Raw genomic sequence first — 18,181 nt, 5'->3', positions numbered from 1 at the left:
GCGAACACGATCGATCACCGCCGGCCCGGCGAACGGGTCGCCGGCCACGTACAGGGGAAGGCTTGAACGCGATGGGCTTCACCGGCGTGCGGAAGCTGAAAACAAAGCCCAAGGGCGACATCGTGACGACGCTCGATGTCGGGTCGTCGAAGGTCGTGTGCCTGATCGCCAGGATCGACGGCCAGGGCACGGCCTCTGTGGTCGGCATCGGCCATCAGATCAGCCTGGGCGTTCGGGCCGGCGCCATCGTCGATATGGAGGCTGCGGAAACAGCCATACGGCATGCCGTCGCCTCTGCCGAGGAAATGTCGGGAGAGAGCATTCGGGAAGTCACCGTCAACCTGGCCGGGGGTGCGCCGGCCAGTCAGATCGTCTATTCCGAGGTGCCGGTCGTGGGTGGGGAAATCACCGACGCCGATCTGCGTCGCGCGCTCAAGGCGCACAACAGCGCCGTTATCCCGGCGGATTTCCAGACCATTCACGCGATCCCGGTCAGCTACACCATCGACGGCAGCAACGGCATCCGCGACCCGCGCGGCATGTACGGCGAGCATCTGGGCATGGACATTCACCTGGTCACCGCCAAGGCAACGGCCGTGCGAAATCTGGCGACCTGCATCAATCGCGGGCATCTGGACATCGACGCGTTCGTGGTCAGCCCCTATGCCGCCGGCCTCGCCTGCATGGTCGAGGACGAACGCGAACTGGGGTCGGCTGTGATCGATCTTGGCGGCGGATCGACCTCGATCGGGGTGTTCTTCGAAGGCCGGCTGGTCTTCGCCGACTGCATCCCGGTTGGCGGCCATCACATCACCAAGGACATCGCCCGCGGCCTGACGACACCGATCCAGGAGGCCGAACGGGTCAAGACGTTGCACGGGACGGCCATGGCCGGGATCGGCGACGACCGCGAGACGATAGACGTGCCGCAGGTCGGCGAGGACGACCCCGGCCACATGATCCAGGTTACCCGGTCAATTCTGACCGGAATCATTCAGCCCCGGGTGGAGGAGATATTCGAACTCGTCCGATCGCGGCTGGAAGCCTCCGGCTTCGACAAGATCGCCGGTCGCCGTGTCGTTCTGACCGGCGGCGGCAGTCAGTTGACCGGCGTTCGGGATCTTGCCCAGCAGGTTCTCGACAAGCAGGTGCGGCTGGGGCGTCCCCAGGGACTTTTCGGCCTGACGGAACAGTCCAACGGTCCGGCATTCGCCACGGCGGCCGGGCTGTTGACCTACGCATTGCGGCATCAGGGAGAGTTGATGCTCACCAGTGCGGAAATGGACCCGGAACCCGAGGAAAAGCCGGCAGGTCTGATGTCGCGCATCGGGGGATGGTTCAAGGAGAACTTGTGAGGGTGAGATCCTGCCGTCTTCGTCTGTGGGAGACGATGCGCGAGTGCATCGGGCGACGGGAACTGACGAACGAAACATTTTCGAGCGCGAGCGAGAGGGAGAAGGAACAATGATTAATCTCAGCATTCCGCAATCCACGGAACAGCTACATCCGCGGATCACTGTCGTCGGTGTCGGCGGCGCAGGCGGCAACGCCGTCAACAACATGATCCAGTCCAACCTGGAAGGCGTCGAATTCGTCGTGGCGAATACCGACGCCCAGGCGATCGCCCAGAATCTGGCCGAGAAAAAGCTGCAGCTCGGCATCGGGGTGACGCAGGGTCTCGGCGCCGGGTCGCGCCCGGACATCGGACGCGCCGCCGCCGAAGAAGTGCTGGACGAGATCGTCAGCTATCTCGAAGGCAGCCACATGGTGTTCATCACCGCCGGCATGGGCGGCGGCACCGGCACCGGCGCGGCACCGATCATCGCCCGCGCCGCCCGCGATCAGGGCATCCTGACGGTCGGCGTCGTAACCAAGCCGTTCCATTTCGAAGGCGCTCACCGGATGAAGACCGCCGAAGCCGGTCTCAACGAACTGCAGCAGTATGTCGACACGCTGATCGTCATCCCGAACCAGAACCTGTTCCGGATCGCCAACGAGAAGACGACCTTTGCCGACGCCTTCAAAATGGCCGACGAAGTGCTGCACAGCGGTGTGCGCGGCGTCACCGACCTCATGGTCATGCCGGGCCTGATCAATCTCGACTTTGCCGACATCCGCACGGTGATGAGCGAGATGGGCAAGGCCATGATGGGCACTGGCGAGGCCGAAGGCGACCGTCGTTCGGTACAGGCTGCCGAAGCGGCGATTTCCAACCCGCTGCTGGACGATGTCTCGATGAAGGGCGCGCGCGGCGTACTGGTGAACATCACCGGTGGTCATGACATGACCCTTTACGAAGTCGACGAGGCAACGAACCGCATCCGCGACGAGGTCGACCCGGAAGCCAACATCATCTTCGGTTCGACCTTCGACGAGAGCCTGGAGGGACGGATCAGGGTTTCCGTTGTGTCCACCGGCATCGACGCGATCCAGAACGTCCAGCCCGATCGGCCGGCGGTCAGCAGCCTGAGTCTGGTGAGCGACCGTTCGGCCCAGCAGTCGGGATACGCAGACGCACCACGCGGCGAACCCCAGCGGGCCGGGGGCGGACAGCAGCGCGGCGGCTATGGCAACGCGCCTGCCGGTGCCTATGGCGCGCCGCATGTACCCCAGCGTCCGGCCAGTCAGCCGGCGGCCGCCCCCACAGCCATGGGCGGCAACCAGCCGCGCGGCGCCTATGACCGGTCGGTGGGCCGCAATGCACAGCCGTCCATGCCTGCCGGCTCTGGCGCAATGGGCAATACCGCGACCGCCGTCCAGATGGACTACGATCACAACGACGAAAGCTTCGGCCATGGCCACGACGTTCCGGCTGACGACCCGACAGCCGGTGCATTGAATGCCAATGCCGGCCGGCGTCAGATCGAAGACGCTCCCCAGAGCGAGCGGTATGACGATCAGTTCATCGCCCCTCAGCCGATGAAGGCGCCCCCGCGTCAGGCGGGACCGGTTACCGGCGGGGATCACGACGAACAGCACGCGCCCTCCCCGCGCCGCCCTCAGCCCACGCCGCGCCCAACGGGAACACCAGCCGGTGCGACGACCGGAGCCGGATCGACGGCCGCCGGTTCGGTAGCGGGACGCAAGAACATCTTTCAGAAGATGACCGGCCTGTTGCGACGCGAGGACGAAGACCACGCTTATGGCGGTGAGCCGCGTCCGGCACCAAGGGCCCCCAGGGCGCCGCAGCCCGGTCGCAGCCACGGTGCCGGGCCATCGCAAGGCGAGACCGGATACGAAACCGCAGGTCCGTCCGGACGTGCTGCGCCAGGTCGTGACGAACGGCACGACCATCGTCAGCCGGACAGCCAACAGGGCGGTCACACTTCCAGCCCATCGGGCCGGACGACCGCCGAGCATGGCGATCAGGGTGCTCCGGCACCGAGGGCGTCGGGATCCGCCGGACAGCGCCAATCCGGTTTCGAAAGCGCGGGACGCGGACCGTTGCCGTCGGCGGAGGACGAACAGCTCGACATACCGGCCTTTCTGCGGCGTCAGGCCAACTGATCCGTCGATCTGACTTTCGGTCTTTCGCCCTCTCGACCGACCCGGCCGCAATGCATCCCACGGCATTGCGGCCCAGGGTCGGGCCTATCCGTTGCGACCCGACCCGGAGGTCTGTTTTTCGTCGCATTCCCAGCGACGGAACGACCCGAAAGAGGTTGACAGACGTCGCTGGGGATCAGCCCGGAAAGGCGGAATTCATATAAAATTGCTGACGTCCTGTCACACCCGTGATATAGGGCTGGCGCCCGGATACTTGATCCAACCGGCCCGGATATTCATCTTCGGGACGTGGTTATTTGCGGTCATGCTGCGGGTCCCGACTGACCGGCCCACGGTATCGGCAAGGTCCTTCCCACCGACTCGGCGGCGGGGTTCAAAAAAATTCGTTGCATTTTCGCCAAGTAAATACTACTTATAGATGAGGGTCGACCGAGTCCTTGATCCTTTTCACTATCGCGCTCGAACGCCCACCCTCATCTCCCTGGGGGTGGGCGATTTCGTTCGAGGTCAATGTAGTGCCAGGTCAGTTTGACTTTGAGGTCCGTCCCGTACCTCCCATCGGCACCGACCGCTCCTGCGAATGGACGCGGTAACAATGCGTAACAAAGAGTGATTTGGCCTTTTGCGCCGGCTTTGCTAGCCATAACGCCGTTCACGTGGTGATGCGGATATTCACCGGCACCGAATTATTTGTTACCGACATCGCGACGACAAGCAGGATCGTAACTTGGCATTCGACGGACCCCTTCCCGGCATGACCGGCCAGAAAACGCTACGCTCGCCGGTCCCGGTGTCGGGCATCGGTCTCCATTCGGGTCTGCCGATCCGCATGGTCGTCAAACCCGCCGACGGTCATACCGGCATTGTTTTCGTGCGTACCGATCTTGCCGCCGGCACCAGCCGGACGGGAATCGACGAACGGATTATTCACGCCCGCTGGGATGCCGTGACGGACACCCGGCTCTGCACCGTGATTTCAAATGAGTACGGCGCGTCGATCGCCACCGTCGAGCATCTGATGGCGGCGCTGCGCGGCTGCGGTATCGACAACGCCCTGATCGAGATCGAAGGCCCGGAAGTGCCGGTCATGGACGGATCGGCCGCCCCATTCGTCCGGCTGTTCGACGCCGTCGGAAGGCGCACGCTGCCGGCAAGCCGCAATGTCATCCGCGTCCTGAAAACGGTGTCCGTGGCTGACGGCAATCGCTCGGTAGCCATATCGCCTTCAGCAACCTGCCAGTTCACGATGGAAATCGACTTCCAGGCGATTTCGGTCGGGCGCCAACGCGGCAGCATCCATCTGACGACGGACCTTTTTGCCGAGTCCATCGCACCGGCCCGGACATTCGGTTTCCTCCGCGATGTCGCAGCGCTGCAGGCCAGTGGTCTCGCCAAGGGCGGCAGTCTGGAGAACGCGATCGTCGTCGATGATGACGCGGGTATCATGAACCCTGGCGGCCTGCGGTTCGCCGACGAATTCGTCCGCCACAAGATCCTCGACAGCATCGGCGATCTTTATCTGGCTGGCGCGCCAATTGTCGGACATTTCCACGGCGTCCGGTCGGGTCACGCGCTGAACAATCTGCTGCTTCGGACGCTGTTCGCGGACGACTCCGCCTGGTGCTACGACACGGCGGACGTGCCGTTCGAGGCACCGGTGACACACGAATACAGGAGCCTGGCCGCTATCGCATGAGCGGCTGCGCGTTCCGGACCGGTCCCCTTCCCTCACCACATCTGCGGCCCGATGATCGGTCCACACTCCGGACGGCGAGACGAACGGGGCTTGTGCGGGGATGCCTACTCCGTGCTATACAGGCGCCGTGTCCGGCGGGACTCACCTTCGAGTATGCAGGGTTTCGACGATGAATAGACCGGTTTCAAGGCGCTCGACATCAGCCACGGCACGCTTAGCGATCGCGATCGCCCTAAGCGTCGGCCTGGCGGCCTGCGCGTCATCCGACGAAGAAGCAGCCTATGTCGAAAGGCCGCCGGAAAACATCTATGCCGAGGCCCAGGATACGCTGGAATCGGGCTCGTATCGCACGGCCGCTCAGCTCTTCGACGAGGTCGAGCGCCAGCATCCCTATTCCGAATGGTCGACGCGCTCGCAGATCATGGCCGGCTTCGCGCGATACGAGAATCGCGATTACGACGAGGCGATCGAGACGCTCGACCGCTTCATTCAGCTTCATCCCGGTCATCCCAATGTCGATTATGCCTATTATCTCAAGGCCCTGAGCTACTATGAGCAAATCGTTGACGTGGACCGCGATCAGGCCATGACGCAACGGGCGATGGATGCCCTGGAAGACCTGATCAACAGGTTCCCGGAATCCGAATACGCGCGGGACGCGGAGCTCAAATACGATCTGACGCTTGATCAACTCGCCGGCAAGGAAATGACCGTCGGCCGATATTATCTTGAGCAAGGGCATTATAACGGCGCCATAGGCCGATTCCGCACCGTGATCGAGGATTACGATACCACGACCCACGTGCCCGAAGCGCTTCACCGACTGGTAGAGGCCTTCCTGGCTCTGGGGCTGCGCGAGCAGGCGCGTGTCTCCGCCTCTGTGCTGGGCTACAACTATCCCGGCAGCGACTGGTATATCGACAGCTATGCACTTCTGGTCGATGAAGGCGTGCGCCCACCGGACGAACGCGGATTCGTTGAGCGGACGCTGGACGCGATATTCTGATGATCCGTCTCCAATGATCCGCTGATTACAACCGGGACCGGCCGATGCTCACCGCCCTGACGATCCAGAACATCGTTCTGATCGAACGGTTGACGGTTTCCTTTTCCACCGGACTGACCGCCTTGACCGGAGAAACGGGTGCCGGAAAATCGATCCTGCTGGATGCCCTGGGTCTGGCGCTTGGCGGCCGGGCCGATAGCGGACTGGTTCGTCAGGGCGCCGAGCGGGCATCGGTGACGGCCGAATTCGATATTCACAACACCCATCGCGTTCACGACGTTCTGGCCGACCAGGGTCTGCGGACCGATGACGGCGATCGCCTTGTCCTGCGGCGCACCGTCGGACAGGACGGCCGCAGCCGGGCCCATATAAACGACCAGCCCGTCAGTATCGGCATGCTTCGAACCGTCGGCGATCTGCTGGTCGAAGTGCATGGGCAGTTCGAAACCCACGGCCTGTTGGATGCGCGCACCCATATCGATGTGCTCGATGCTTTTGCCGGACTGGATGCCGCGCTGCAGACCACGGCCGGCGCCTGGACCGCGTGGCGTTCGGCAGCAAAGGCCAGGGCCGACGCCGAACGCCAAGCCGAAGAAGCCCGACGGGAAGAAGAATATCTACGCCTGACGCTGGAAGAATTCGACGCCCTGACGCCGGAGGAAGGCGAAGAGGATCGGCTGGTCGAACAGCGCACCTTCCTGATGAATCGCGAGAAGATCGCAACCGCCATCAACGCGGCGCTCGAAGGCATCAGCGGCCACAAGGGTGCCGTATCGGGTGTCGTCACCGCCCAGAAGGCGCTTGATCGGGTCGGCGGACAGGCCGGCAACCGGTTCGATGCCGTCATCGAGGGGATCGACCGCGCACTGGCAGAGCTGGAAGAGGTGCGCACGGAACTGGAATCGGTCGGCGCGGACATGGATCTGGACAGCCGCGAACTCGAACGCATCGATGACCGGCTTCACGCATTACGGGATCTGGGCCGCAAGCACCGCGTTCCGGTTACCGAACTCGCCGCGTTGCACAAGGCCGTCGCTGATCGGCTGGCCCTGATCGATTCCCAGGACGACCGGCTTGGCGGCCTCGCCGCCACCGAAGCCGAAACCAGAAAGACTTACGAAGATGCCGCCGCCGTCGTGGCGGAATACCGCCGCCAGGCTGCCGAACGTCTGGACCGGGCGATGGCGGCTGAATTGCCGCCGCTGAAGCTCGACAAGGCCCGCTTCGAGACCTCCGTCGAAGCGGTGTCCGAACGTGAATGGGGGCCATCCGGCACCGATCGGGTCACCTTTCTGGTTGCAACCAATCCCGGAACGACACCCGGGCCGATTAACCGGATCGCCTCCGGCGGCGAACTGGCGCGGTTCATGCTGGCGCTCAAGGTCGTTCTGGCCGAGGGCCAGCGACAGGCCGGCGCCGCGCCCACACTGGTGTTCGACGAGGTCGATACCGGCATCGGCGGCGCCGTCGCCGACGCGGTGGGCGAGCGTCTCGGCCGGTTGGCCACCGGATCGCAGATACTGGTCGTCACCCATAGTCCACAGGTTGCCGCGCGGGCCGAAAGCCATGCCAAGGTCGAGAAGACGGCGCCAACCACGGGCGGTGTGGCCGAGGATTCACAGGAAAGTCTGGCGACGGTGGTGCGCCCGCTTGACCTGGTCGAGCGGCGGGAGGAAATTGCCCGTATGCTGTCCGGCGCAGCCGTGACCGATGCCGCCCGCGCCGCCGCCGACAGCCTCATGGCCCATCACCCCGCCCCGCCCGGCAAGAGAAAAGGCGGGCGCGGCACCACCGGAAAATCGGCATGACCGGCACACTCCCCGATACCTATGCCGACAAGGATGTCAGCGATCTGACCGCCGACGAGGCAGCGGCGGAGCATGCCGTTTTGGCGGCAGCGATCGCCCATCATGACCGGGCCTACTATCAGCAGGACGCGCCGGAAATCGACGACGCCGAGTACGACGCCCTTCGCCGCCGGATCGAGGCGGTGGAGGCGTGGTTTCCCGAGCTTCGAACGGCCGACAGCCCGACCCAGCGGGTCGGCGCCGCCCCGGCGGCCGGGTTCGCCAAGGTGCGCCACCGCGTGGCCATGCTGTCGCTCGGCAATGCGTTCGAAGAGAGTGACGTCGTCGATTTCATCGCCCGCATCCGGCGCTTTCTTTCGCTGGCGGATGACGCCGGGCTGGCCATGATCGCCGAACCCAAAGTGGACGGGCTTTCGTGCTCGCTGCGCTATGAAGACGGCGTTCTGGTACGGGCCGCAACGCGCGGCGACGGCCAGGAGGGCGAGGACATCACCCGCAATGTCCAGACCATCGACGACCACAATCTGCCCAAGACGTTGAAGGACGCCCCCGCCGTCGTCGAAATCCGCGGCGAGATCTACATGACGCGAAACGACTTCAGGGAATTGAACGAGCGTCAGGCGGCCGCCGGCCGGACCGTGTTCGCCAACCCCCGCAACGCCGCCGCCGGATCGGTGCGTCAGCTCGACGTCGCGATCACGCGCGACCGGCCGTTGCGGTTCTTTGCCTATACCTGGGGAGAGATCAGCGCGCCGCTGGGCGAAACGCAGTCGGGTGTGCGCGCGCGATTTGCCGACTGGGGTTTCGCGCTGAACGAGCCCGCCGCGCTCTGCCATTCGGCTGAGGAACTTCTGGCCCACTATCACCGCATCGCGGAGGAACGGGCAACCTATGCCTATGAAATCGACGGCGTCGTCTACAAGGTAGACCGGCTCGACTGGCAGGAGCGGCTGGGCTATGTCTCGCGCGCGCCGCGCTGGGCGATCGCGCATAAATTCCCCGCCGAGCAGGCCCACACCATCCTGAACAACATTTCCATTCAGGTCGGCCGCACCGGAGCGCTGACGCCGGTCGCCGAACTGGAACCGGTCACGGTCGGCGGCGTGGTGGTCAGCAGGGCGACCCTGCACAACGAAGACGAAATGGCCCGCAAGGACGTGCGCAAGGGCGATACCGTCATCGTCCAGCGTGCCGGCGACGTGATTCCGCAGATCGTCGGCGTCGTTCTGGAGCGCCGCCCCGTCGGCGCCGAACGGTTCGAAATGCCCGACCATTGCCCCGATTGCGGATCGGAAGCGGTTCGGCCCGTGGGCGAGGTCGTCCGCCGATGCACCGGTGGTCTGATCTGCCCCGCCCAGGCCAAGGAACGCCTGAAACACTTCGTCAGCCGCGATGCCTTCGATATCGAAGGGCTTGGCGGGCGGACCATGGAGCAGTTCCACAATCGCGGCATCGTCACAACGCCGGTCGATATCTTCACGCTGCAGGACCGCAACGAGCGGGGCTTCAAGGATCATCCGCCGCTGGGCAACTGGCAGGGCTGGGGTCCGAAATCGGTGAAGAAACTGTTCGCGGCCATAGACGAACGTCGCCGCATTCCACTGGACCGGTTCATCTATGCGCTGGGGATACGCCATGTCGGACAGGCGACCGCCCGGCTTCTGGCGCGCGTCTATGGCACCTGGCCCGCGTTCCGCGCCGCGATGGAAGCCGCCGCCGATCCCGACGGCGCCGCCTTTCGCGAATTGACGGATATCGACCAGATCGGCCGGGTCATGGCCGAGGAAATCGTGGCCTTCTTCCACGAACCCCATAACCGCGAGCTTCTCGACACGCTTGCCGGTGCGGCCGGTGACGGTGAGCCGACTGCCGGCATCGTCACGGTGGAACCGTTCGAAGCACCGGATTCCGGCGCTGGCGACACGCCGATCCGCGGCAAAACCATCGTCTTTACCGGTAGCATGGAAACCATGAGTCGCCCGGAGGCCAAGGCCCGCGCGGAAATGCTGGGCGCGAAGGTCGCCGGCTCGGTCTCGAAAAAAACCGACTTCGTCGTCGTCGGCGCCGATGCCGGGTCAAAAGAGGCCAAGGCGCGAGAACTGGGCGTTACCGTGCTGTCGGAAGAAGAGTGGCGCACCATGATCGACGAACAGGCCTGAAGCCGTCACGTGTCCGGTGCCAGCCACCATTGCCCCGCGGACCCGCCATCTGATGCCCAGTCAGCCCCCCTTCGCGCTACCGGCTTTCATCGCGGTCCTGCTGTTGACCGCCGTGATTATCGCCAGACGAGGACGGGGCAAACGCTGGTTCGGGCTTTTCACGCCGATTACGATCATGTTGGCGGTCTCGGCAATCCTGATCGTCATCGGCGGGTTGCGCTGGCGGTATGACGGGGCGCTGCTCGGCATCGCGCAGACCTTGCTGGCCGCCTCGATGCCGCCCCTGGTCTGGCGGGTCTTCACCCGCTTGACCGAGCCCGGAACACGCGCAGTCGCAAGGCCATGGCTGCATAGCCTGCCCCCACTTACCGTTGCGGCCATGCTGGTCATCCATCCCATCTGGCCGCTGCCAATCGATGCCGCCATCGGCATCATCTTTCTCGGCTACGGGGTTCAACTGGTGCGGCTCGTCGCGCCCGGGGCCGACACCCTCGTTTGTTCACGGCTCGAAGCGACGGCCACTTCGCGGCTGTCGTTCCTGATCGCCGGCCTCGCCATGGCTGGATCGGGGGTCGTCGACATCGCCATCGCCATTGATTTCGCCGTGGCAGAAGGCCGGCATGCCCGCCTCATTGTCGGATATGCACATTTTGTTGTGCTGGGGTGTCTGGCCGTCGCGGCCGCACTAATGGAAGAACCCGCGCCGCGGCCGGCGGAGACCCCGGACGACCGCCCACAATCCGGGGATGCCGGGGAAGACGACGCGGTAATCCTGGCGTTCGATACGCTGATGACCGATCTTCAACTGTACCGCGACCCCGATCTGACGCTCGACCGGATCGCGCGGCGCCTGAAGATACCTGCGCGTCGGATCTCGGGCGCCGTCAATCGCCGCGGCAACCGGAATGTTTCCCAACTGGTCAACGGCTTCCGGATTGACCGGGCGGCGCGGCAGCTCCGTGAAACCGACATGTCGGTTACAGAGATCATGTTCGATTGCGGGTTCCAGACGAAATCGAACTTCAACCGTGAATTCCGACGAACATTCGGCCAAAGCCCAACCGAATTCCGCAGCAAGGCGGCGCCGGAAACACAGCCCGGGCTGCCCTATTCCAAGCCTGGCGCATCGGAAAGAAAGTCCGCCAGCAATCCGCCGACCATGCGATGAATTTCCGCGCGATCGGTGTCGGCATCCGGCGCATCGCGGCAAACGACGCCATCGCCCGGCGCCTCGGCTTCCAGCATGTCGATCGCACCGGGCTTGCAACGGCGCCGAAAGGAAAAATGCGCAGCCCCCTCGGCACGATGATACAGGCCCATTCGAAGATGACGGGTCAGATATTCCGATTCCAGTTCGGCCGGTATGGCGGGCGTGTCCGCCGCCGCACTGACGACCAGAACCGGCACATCGACCACGGCCAGACTGTCTGGCGTCAGCCCCCGCGCCATGCCGATATCCAGCACGGCAGCAGCCCCGACGCGGTCGTCATGCCGGCTTTCGGCCAAAGCCGCGCGATCGGCATGTAATCGCCCGGCGCCGATGGCATCGAACAGGTCGCAGGCTTCCAGTTCCGGCCGGTCAACGCAATCGGTTTCGAAACGATCGACATCGAAACGAGCCCCGGCCACCTGCATCGCCGTCAACCCGCCCAGCGAATGCCCGATCACGGCGACCCGGTCGTCGGAAACACGCCCGTCAAATCCGTCGAAGGTCGAAACGGCGTCGATGGTTCGGCTGATGTCGGTTGCGCGCGCCCAAAGGCGGGCAGCCTGGCTGGAGTCCCGATCGCGGGTGGTGGTGCCGGGATGGTTCGGCGCCGCCACGACGAATCCCCGTTCGACCAGCAGGTCGGCCAGCCAGACCTGATTGGTCCAGTTACCGCCATAGCCGTGCGAGAGCACCGCCAACGGCCACGGACGATCCCGCGCGCCCGGACGTACAGGCGCGTCGGGAAGTACAGAGACCCCGAAGAATGCCGGGTTCTCACCCAGCTGTATCGGTTCCGGGCCCGCTTCTGCCGGATACCAGACAGCGACTTCAAGCGGCCGATCGCCATGCGGATCGGCAACCGCAATTTCAGTAAACCCGACAGCGGCAGCAGCCGGAAACGAGGCACCAAAAAGGCCCAGAACGACAAGGGCAGGCGAAAGGGATGGTTTCATGGCACGGACTCCGAAGCGGAAATGGTGACGCTGCCGGAATGAATGACGCGTCACGCTGACCGCTGGCGACCTGAATCACGATTCAGTACCTCCGGAGCCCGGCTTTCTACTTCTCAGTCGGCACATGCAGAAACGCCGGAAACTTCTCCACCCAGGCCATCATGTCGGCGAAGGCCAGCTCTGGTGTGTACGACGGCTGAAATCCAGTGTCCGCGACAAGGCGCGTCGTCGACATCGGCGCGCGGTCTGCCAGCTCGTGCAGATTTATGGTCGCAGCACCCGGTTCGTCGACCAGACCATGCACGAAACTCGGATACCGCCCGGCCAGCAGAACGCACCAGTCCTCGACCGACCATACGGCATCCGGACCCGGGCCCACGTGATAGATCGGGTGCTTCAGGGTTTCAGCCGACAACAGGCGTACAAGCGCATCGGCGACATCGCGGTTGTAAATCCAGTCCCGGCGGCAGGGCCGGGTAAAGCGGGCGGGCCGGTCCGAAAGCGCGGCAACGGTCGCCTGAAAGATCGGGTTCAGGGTGTCGCGGACACCGGTGGCATGCTCCCATGGGCCGAACACGGAGCTGAGCCGCGCGATCGTGACATTCATGCTCCACAGGTCGCCAAGCCGGCGGATAAGCCCCTCACCGGCGAGCTTCGTCACTCCATAAAGGGCCGCCGGCCGCGGTACGGTCTTGTCCTCGTCTATCAGATCGGTCTCGTAGACGACCGGGCCATAGACGGCATTGGAGGAAACGTGAACCAGCCGTTGGATGCCGTTGGCGCGCATGGCCCGCGCGACGGCAAGCGTACCACCGACATTGATATCGACGATGCTTTCCGGGTCGTGGCTCTCGCGTTCGGGCCCGGCCGTGACAGCAGCCATATGGATGACGCCGCCGACTTTCGTGTCGCCAAAGATCTGCGTCAGGGCGCTCGCGTCGCGTATGTCTGCCTCGATCGGCGTCACCAATGCGCCACCTTCGGACTGGACCTCCTGCCACCACGACGCCAGAGCTTGGGGCGGCGCGCGGTGATCGATCGCCGCCACGCGGTGACCGGCCCGCGACAGGTGTTCCACGAGGACCGATCCGACGACGCCCGCAGCACCGGTTACGGCAATGGTGTTCATTGTCGGCTCCTGCATCACCGATATACCAGCGTCGGCAGCCAAAGGCTGACGGCCGGAATGAATGTGACCAGTATCAGTACGATGCCCAACGGAATGAAGAATGGAAGAACCGCCCTCACGCAGTGTTCGAACGGCATGTCTCCGACTTTGGACAGCACGTGAAGGATAAGGCCGACCGGCGGCGTCAACAGGCCCAGCATCAGGTTCAGAACCACGATAATGCCGAACTGAACGGGATCGAGGCCGATGGCGGCAACGATCGGTAACAGGATCGGAACGATGATCGTCATCGCCGCGATCGGCTCCATGAACAGCCCCAGCACCAGCAGGATCAGATTGATGCCGATCAGTATCAGTATCCTGTTCTCGGTAATGCCCGTCACCCATTCCGTGACATGGACGGCAATCCGCTCGGTCGTCAGTATCCAGCCGAAGACAGACGCCGCGCCGACGATAAGCAATATGACCGCCGTGGTCTCCACCGTGTCCATCGTGATTTCGACCAGATCGCGGGCGCCGACGGTTCGATAGACCACGATCGACAGGAACAGCGCATACGCCACGGCGGCGGTCGCGGCTTCCGTCGGTGTAAAGACGCCGAACATGATGCCGCCGATGATGATCACGGGCGTCAACAGGGACAGGAAGGCCCGCCGGAACGACGACCACAGAACGGAGACCGAGAAGGCCTGATCGCGCGGATACCCGCGCCGTCTGGCGAACCACCAGACCATGACCATCAGCGATACCGCCATCAGCAGGCCCGGAACGACGCCGGCCAGAAACAGCTGGCCGATCGAGGTCGAGGCCAGCACCCCGAAGACGACCAGCGTCAGGCTGGGCGGAATGATGGGGCCGATCACGGACGAAGCGCCGGTTATCGCCGCCGCGAAATCCCGGTCATAGCCGGCGTCGCGCATCGCCTTGATTTCGATCGCCCCGAGACCCCCGACATCGGCAACCGCCGTGCCCGACATGCCGGAGAAAATGACGGAAACGCCGACATTCACATGGCCAAGTCCGCCCCGCATCCATCCGACAGAAGCGCGGGCGAATGCAAAGATCCGGTCGGTGATCCTGGCGGCATTCATGAGATAGCCGACAAAGACAAAAAGCGGAATTGCCACCAGCGGGAAACTGTTGAGGCCATTCACGAACCGGTGCATGGCCACCGGCGCCGGTATCGGATTCAGGGAAAAGACCAGGAACGACGACAGGCCGAGCGAAATGGCGACGGGAACGCCAACCAGGATCAGGCCGAACAGCGCGGCGAACAGGATGATGGCCATATCTAGCTCCCCGACCGCACGGTTGTTTTTCTGAAATCCGAAGCGACCTGAATCGCGGCCCGGGCAGTGAGCAATGCCAGAAACAGGGCAATGGTCCAGTAAACATATCTCAAGGGGAAATCGAGAGACGCCATCCGCTGCACGCCCTGTGTTACGCCGACCTGCCAGGCCAGCCAGGCAGCCAGACCATAGAACGCGACGTTGGCGAGTCCGATCAGGATTTCCACCTTGGCTCTGACGCCGGGCGGCAGCCATGAATGCATGAGCGTCATGGCCACATGGCTCCGCCGCCGGACCGCCAGGGCGCCCCCGGAAAACGCAAGCATGATCAGAAGATAGCGCGCGCCCTCCTCCGTCCACGACGCGGACCCAAGTCCCAGATAGCGTGAACTGAACTGCATGAAGACGACGAGGGTCAGCGCCCAGAAGACGCAGAAGGCGACCCAGTCTTCGATCGTATACCGGCGCAGAAGCCTGTCGCCGCCCGCATCGTTTTGCATCTGGCACCCGTCGTCGTTATCGGGCATGTCATCGATCCGGAAAATGCGGATGATGAGCCGCCGCGCAATTGACAGGGCCAGCCGGATGCACGGGGCATTCCGACTGGCCTTGGTGGGGGTTCAGGTTAGCGGAGTTCCTGAAGGCGCGCGTACTGATCTTCGGTCCAACCGACATCATTCTCGGCGAAATACTCTTCGACGGCTTCGACGAACAATTCACGCTGAACTTCCACCAGCGTGACGCCGAGGGCTTCGAATTCCTCAAGCAGTGCGGCCTCGTCCTCGTAGACAAGATTGCTGCACTCGGCCGCGGTTTCCTGTGCTGCTTCGATGAAGATTTCCTGGTCTTCTTCGCTGAGTCGATTCCACAAGGGTGCGCCGATCACTGTATGCGCGGCGATCGCCAAATGCCCGGTCATATTGATCACCGGCCGGACTTCGTGGAACTGCATGGTCATCGCACCGGCCAGCCCTTGGTCGATGATATCGACAACACCCTGCTGCAAGGCCAGATAGGCTTCGGCATAGGCGATGGGCGCTGCCTCCGCGCCGACGGCGCGAGGGAAGACCAGCCACGGCTCGGCATCGGGAACGCGCATGCGCAATCCGGCCATATCGTCAGGTGTCTCGATCGGCTCTTCACTCAGTACGTGCCACGCACCCTGATAATGGACCGAGGCGATCTTGTTGCCGACGGCTTCGAAATAGCCGTCAGCCAGTTCTTCGCGCAGATCGCTTTCGGCGTAGCGCATCCAGTGGTCGTAATCCTCGAACGCAAAGGCGGCGGATTCCAGCGAGATCGGGGCGTAAGCCGCCGCCATGAACGGCGCCGACACAATCGCCAGATCAACGGACCCCAGCGCCAGGCCCTCGTGAAGCTCGCCTTCGCCGCCCAACTGGCTGCTGGGATAGACGTCGATCTGGTAGCGCTCTTCGGTTCGATCGAAAATACGGGAGGCGAATGTCTCCGCACATTGATGATCGCGGCGATCGGTCGTGTAGACATGGCCGAACCGCAGTGTCTCCGTCGCGACCGCCGTGCCGGTGACGGCGAATGCCGCGACGCCGACACCGATTGCCAATCCAAGTTTCATCGAATCCGCCTCCTGAGAATGCCATTTTCGGTAAGATTGGATAGATGTATCCAATTTCCATTATGTTCGCCTGCAATCGTATTATCAAGGTGGATCAGGAGTGAAATCAGATCAGTTCGAACCGGTCGACGTCGAACAGGCCCATGTCGGTGATCTTCAGATGCGGGATAACCGGCAGTGGCAGGAACGCCAGTTGCAGGAACGGTTCCGACAACGCGCAGCCCATGTCGCGGACGGCATCACGCAGCCGTCGAAGCGCAGCCTCGACTTCCTCGAACGGCCGGTCCGACATCAGGCCGGCGATCGGCAATGGCAGGTCGGCCACCACCTGCCCGTCCCGGACGGCCGCAAAGCCGCCGCCCAGATCGATCAGTCGATTGACGGCAACCGCCATGTCGCCGTCGTCGGCGCCCACGACGCAAATATTGTGGCTGTCATGCCCGACCGACGACGCCAACGCCCCGCCCGACAATCCGAACCCGCGCACGAAGCCACGACCGACATTCCCGTTGCGGCCATGGCGCTCGAACACGCAGATCTTCAGCAGGTCCTGACCGGTATCGGCATGCCGGCATCCATCGCGGAAAGGCAGTGTTGCGGTCAGATGCTCGGTGATGATGCGGCCGGGAACGATGCCGATGACCGATCCCGTCGGGCCGTCGGCCGGCGTGGACATGGCCGGGGCATCGACCTTGTCCAGACGCACGGACTGCATGCCGACCGGCGCCGGTCCCGCGTCGCGCTGAAAGCTTTCCGGCATTACCGGCTGGCCGGCGGCGATGACGTGCCGGACGCTGCATGTTTCCAGATCCGACACCAGGACGATGTCCGCGCGTTTGCCCGGCGCAATCAGACCGCGATCGCGCAGGCCGAATGCCTGGGCCGCCGACCACGACGCCGTGCGATAGGCATCGCGCACCGGCGCGCCCAGTTCGATGGCGGTACGGATCAGATGATCGATATGGCCTTCTTCGGCAATGTCGAGCGGGTTGCGATCGTCGGTGCAAAAACCCAGAAGTGGCGACGTGTCGGCGGAAATCAGCGGCGCCAGCGCGTGGACGTCCTTGGAAACGCTGCCGTCGCGGATCAGGACATGCATGCCCTTGCGCAGTTTCTCCCGCGCCTCGTCGATACCGGTGGTTTCGTGACAGGTGCGCACACCGCACGCCAGATAGGCGTTCAGGTCCTTTCCGCGAAGAAGCGGACTGTGACCGTCGATATGGCCGTCCTGAAACGCCGCCAGCTTCTCCATCACCCCGTCGTCGCCGTTCAGCAGGCCGGGGAAGTTCATGAACTCCGCCAGGCCGAGGGCCTTGTCGTGTCCCCGACGCGACACCAGTGCGGCAGCATCCAGTTCGGCGCCGGCGGTTTCGAAGGCGGTCGCCGGAACGCAGGACGACAGTTGAACCCGAAGATCCATCAGTGTGTGACGGGCGGCTTCCAGGAAATAATCGATGCCCTCGATTCCCAGCACGTTGGCGATCTCGTGCGGATCGCAGATCGCCGTCGTCGTGCCCCGTTGCAGGATGCAGCGGTCGAACTCCATCGGCGTGACCAGCGAGCTTTCGCAATGGACGTGGGTATCGATGAAGCCGGGAACGGCGATCAGGTCGCGACCGTCCAGTTCGCGCCGTCCCTTGTACTGGTCGCAGGTGCCGACGATTCGATCTTCGACGACTGCAATATCACCCTCGACCAGATCGCCGGATATGACGTCAAGAAACCGGGTGTTGCGGATTACCAGATCGGCCGGTTCGTAGCCGCGAGCGACCCGCACGACCCGTTTCAGCGACTCTTTGTCCATAACGTCGGTCTCCTGCGCGCTCCGCC

Annotated in this window: 13 protein-coding genes; 7 read left to right on the top strand and 6 right to left on the bottom strand. The window is 63.7% G+C overall.

What is annotated here, in order from left to right:
* Positions 1–71: 71 nt before the first annotated feature.
* From ftsA to ABZ728_RS14495, 7 genes are all read left to right on the top strand, one after another.
* Positions 72–1,355 carry a cell division protein FtsA gene (gene ftsA / locus ABZ728_RS14525; protein WP_366657200.1) on the top strand — a complete coding sequence of 428 codons (1,284 nt, stop codon included), beginning with the start codon at positions 72–74 and terminating at the stop codon, positions 1,353–1,355.
* A 109-nt stretch (positions 1,356–1,464) separates the two neighbouring features.
* Positions 1,465–3,507 carry a cell division protein FtsZ gene (gene ftsZ / locus ABZ728_RS14520; protein ID WP_366656931.1) on the top strand — a complete coding sequence of 681 codons (2,043 nt, stop codon included), beginning with the start codon at positions 1,465–1,467 and terminating at the stop codon, positions 3,505–3,507.
* A 754-nt stretch (positions 3,508–4,261) separates the two neighbouring features.
* Positions 4,262–5,203, top strand: a complete 942-nt coding sequence (gene lpxC / locus ABZ728_RS14515) for a UDP-3-O-acyl-N-acetylglucosamine deacetylase (protein WP_366656929.1) — start codon at positions 4,262–4,264, stop codon at positions 5,201–5,203.
* A gap of 169 nt (positions 5,204–5,372) precedes the next feature.
* A complete protein-coding gene (gene bamD, locus ABZ728_RS14510; RefSeq protein ID WP_366656928.1) occupies positions 5,373–6,209 on the top strand; it encodes an outer membrane protein assembly factor BamD in 837 nt (278 codons plus the stop codon).
* Between the two features lie 44 nt (positions 6,210–6,253).
* Positions 6,254–8,017: a DNA repair protein RecN gene (recN, locus tag ABZ728_RS14505; RefSeq protein WP_366656927.1), complete on the top strand. Its 1,764-nt coding sequence runs from the start codon at positions 6,254–6,256 to the stop codon at positions 8,015–8,017.
* Positions 8,014–10,176 (top strand): NAD-dependent DNA ligase LigA, encoded by a 2,163-nt coding sequence (gene ligA, locus ABZ728_RS14500; RefSeq protein WP_366656926.1) that lies wholly within the window; start codon positions 8,014–8,016, stop codon positions 10,174–10,176. The genes recN and ligA overlap by 4 nt, the downstream gene beginning before the upstream one ends.
* 52 nt (positions 10,177–10,228) lie before the next feature.
* On the top strand, positions 10,229–11,344 hold the full coding sequence (locus ABZ728_RS14495) for a helix-turn-helix transcriptional regulator (RefSeq protein ID WP_366656925.1): 1,116 nt from the start codon (positions 10,229–10,231) through the stop codon (positions 11,342–11,344).
* Here ABZ728_RS14495 and ABZ728_RS14490 read toward each other — a convergent pair.
* The 6 genes from ABZ728_RS14490 to ade all read right to left on the bottom strand — a co-directional run bounded on the left by ABZ728_RS14490 (position 11,284) and on the right by ade (position 18,155).
* Positions 11,284–12,339 carry an alpha/beta fold hydrolase gene (locus ABZ728_RS14490; RefSeq protein ID WP_366656924.1) on the bottom strand — a complete coding sequence of 352 codons (1,056 nt, stop codon included), beginning with the start codon at positions 12,337–12,339 and terminating at the stop codon, positions 11,284–11,286. The two genes, ABZ728_RS14495 and ABZ728_RS14490, sit on opposite strands and share 61 nt — an antisense overlap.
* Before the next feature lie 106 nt (positions 12,340–12,445).
* Entirely contained in the window at positions 12,446–13,468 is a 1,023-nt protein-coding gene (locus ABZ728_RS14485; RefSeq protein WP_366656923.1) for an NAD(P)-dependent oxidoreductase, read from the bottom strand.
* A gap of 14 nt (positions 13,469–13,482) precedes the next feature.
* The gene (locus tag ABZ728_RS14480; protein ID WP_366656922.1) at positions 13,483–14,757 is read right to left on the bottom strand and encodes a TRAP transporter large permease; all 1,275 of its coding nucleotides are present in this window, start codon (positions 14,755–14,757) and stop codon (positions 13,483–13,485) included.
* A gap of 2 nt (positions 14,758–14,759) precedes the next feature.
* A complete protein-coding gene (locus tag ABZ728_RS14475; RefSeq protein WP_366656920.1) occupies positions 14,760–15,284 on the bottom strand; it encodes a TRAP transporter small permease in 525 nt (174 codons plus the stop codon).
* Positions 15,285–15,382: 98 nt separating this feature from the next.
* A complete protein-coding gene (gene dctP / locus ABZ728_RS14470; protein ID WP_366656919.1) occupies positions 15,383–16,351 on the bottom strand; it encodes a TRAP transporter substrate-binding protein DctP in 969 nt (322 codons plus the stop codon).
* 106 nt (positions 16,352–16,457) lie between these two features.
* Positions 16,458–18,155 (bottom strand): adenine deaminase, encoded by a 1,698-nt coding sequence (gene ade, locus ABZ728_RS14465; protein ID WP_366656918.1) that lies wholly within the window; start codon positions 18,153–18,155, stop codon positions 16,458–16,460.
* Between the last annotated feature and the right edge of the window lie 26 nt (positions 18,156–18,181).

The organism is Fodinicurvata sp. EGI_FJ10296 (assembly GCF_040712075.1).
Classification (GTDB): Bacteria; Pseudomonadota; Alphaproteobacteria; order DSM-16000; family Inquilinaceae; genus JBFCVL01.
This window is presented reverse-complemented; position numbering and strand designations above follow the sequence as displayed.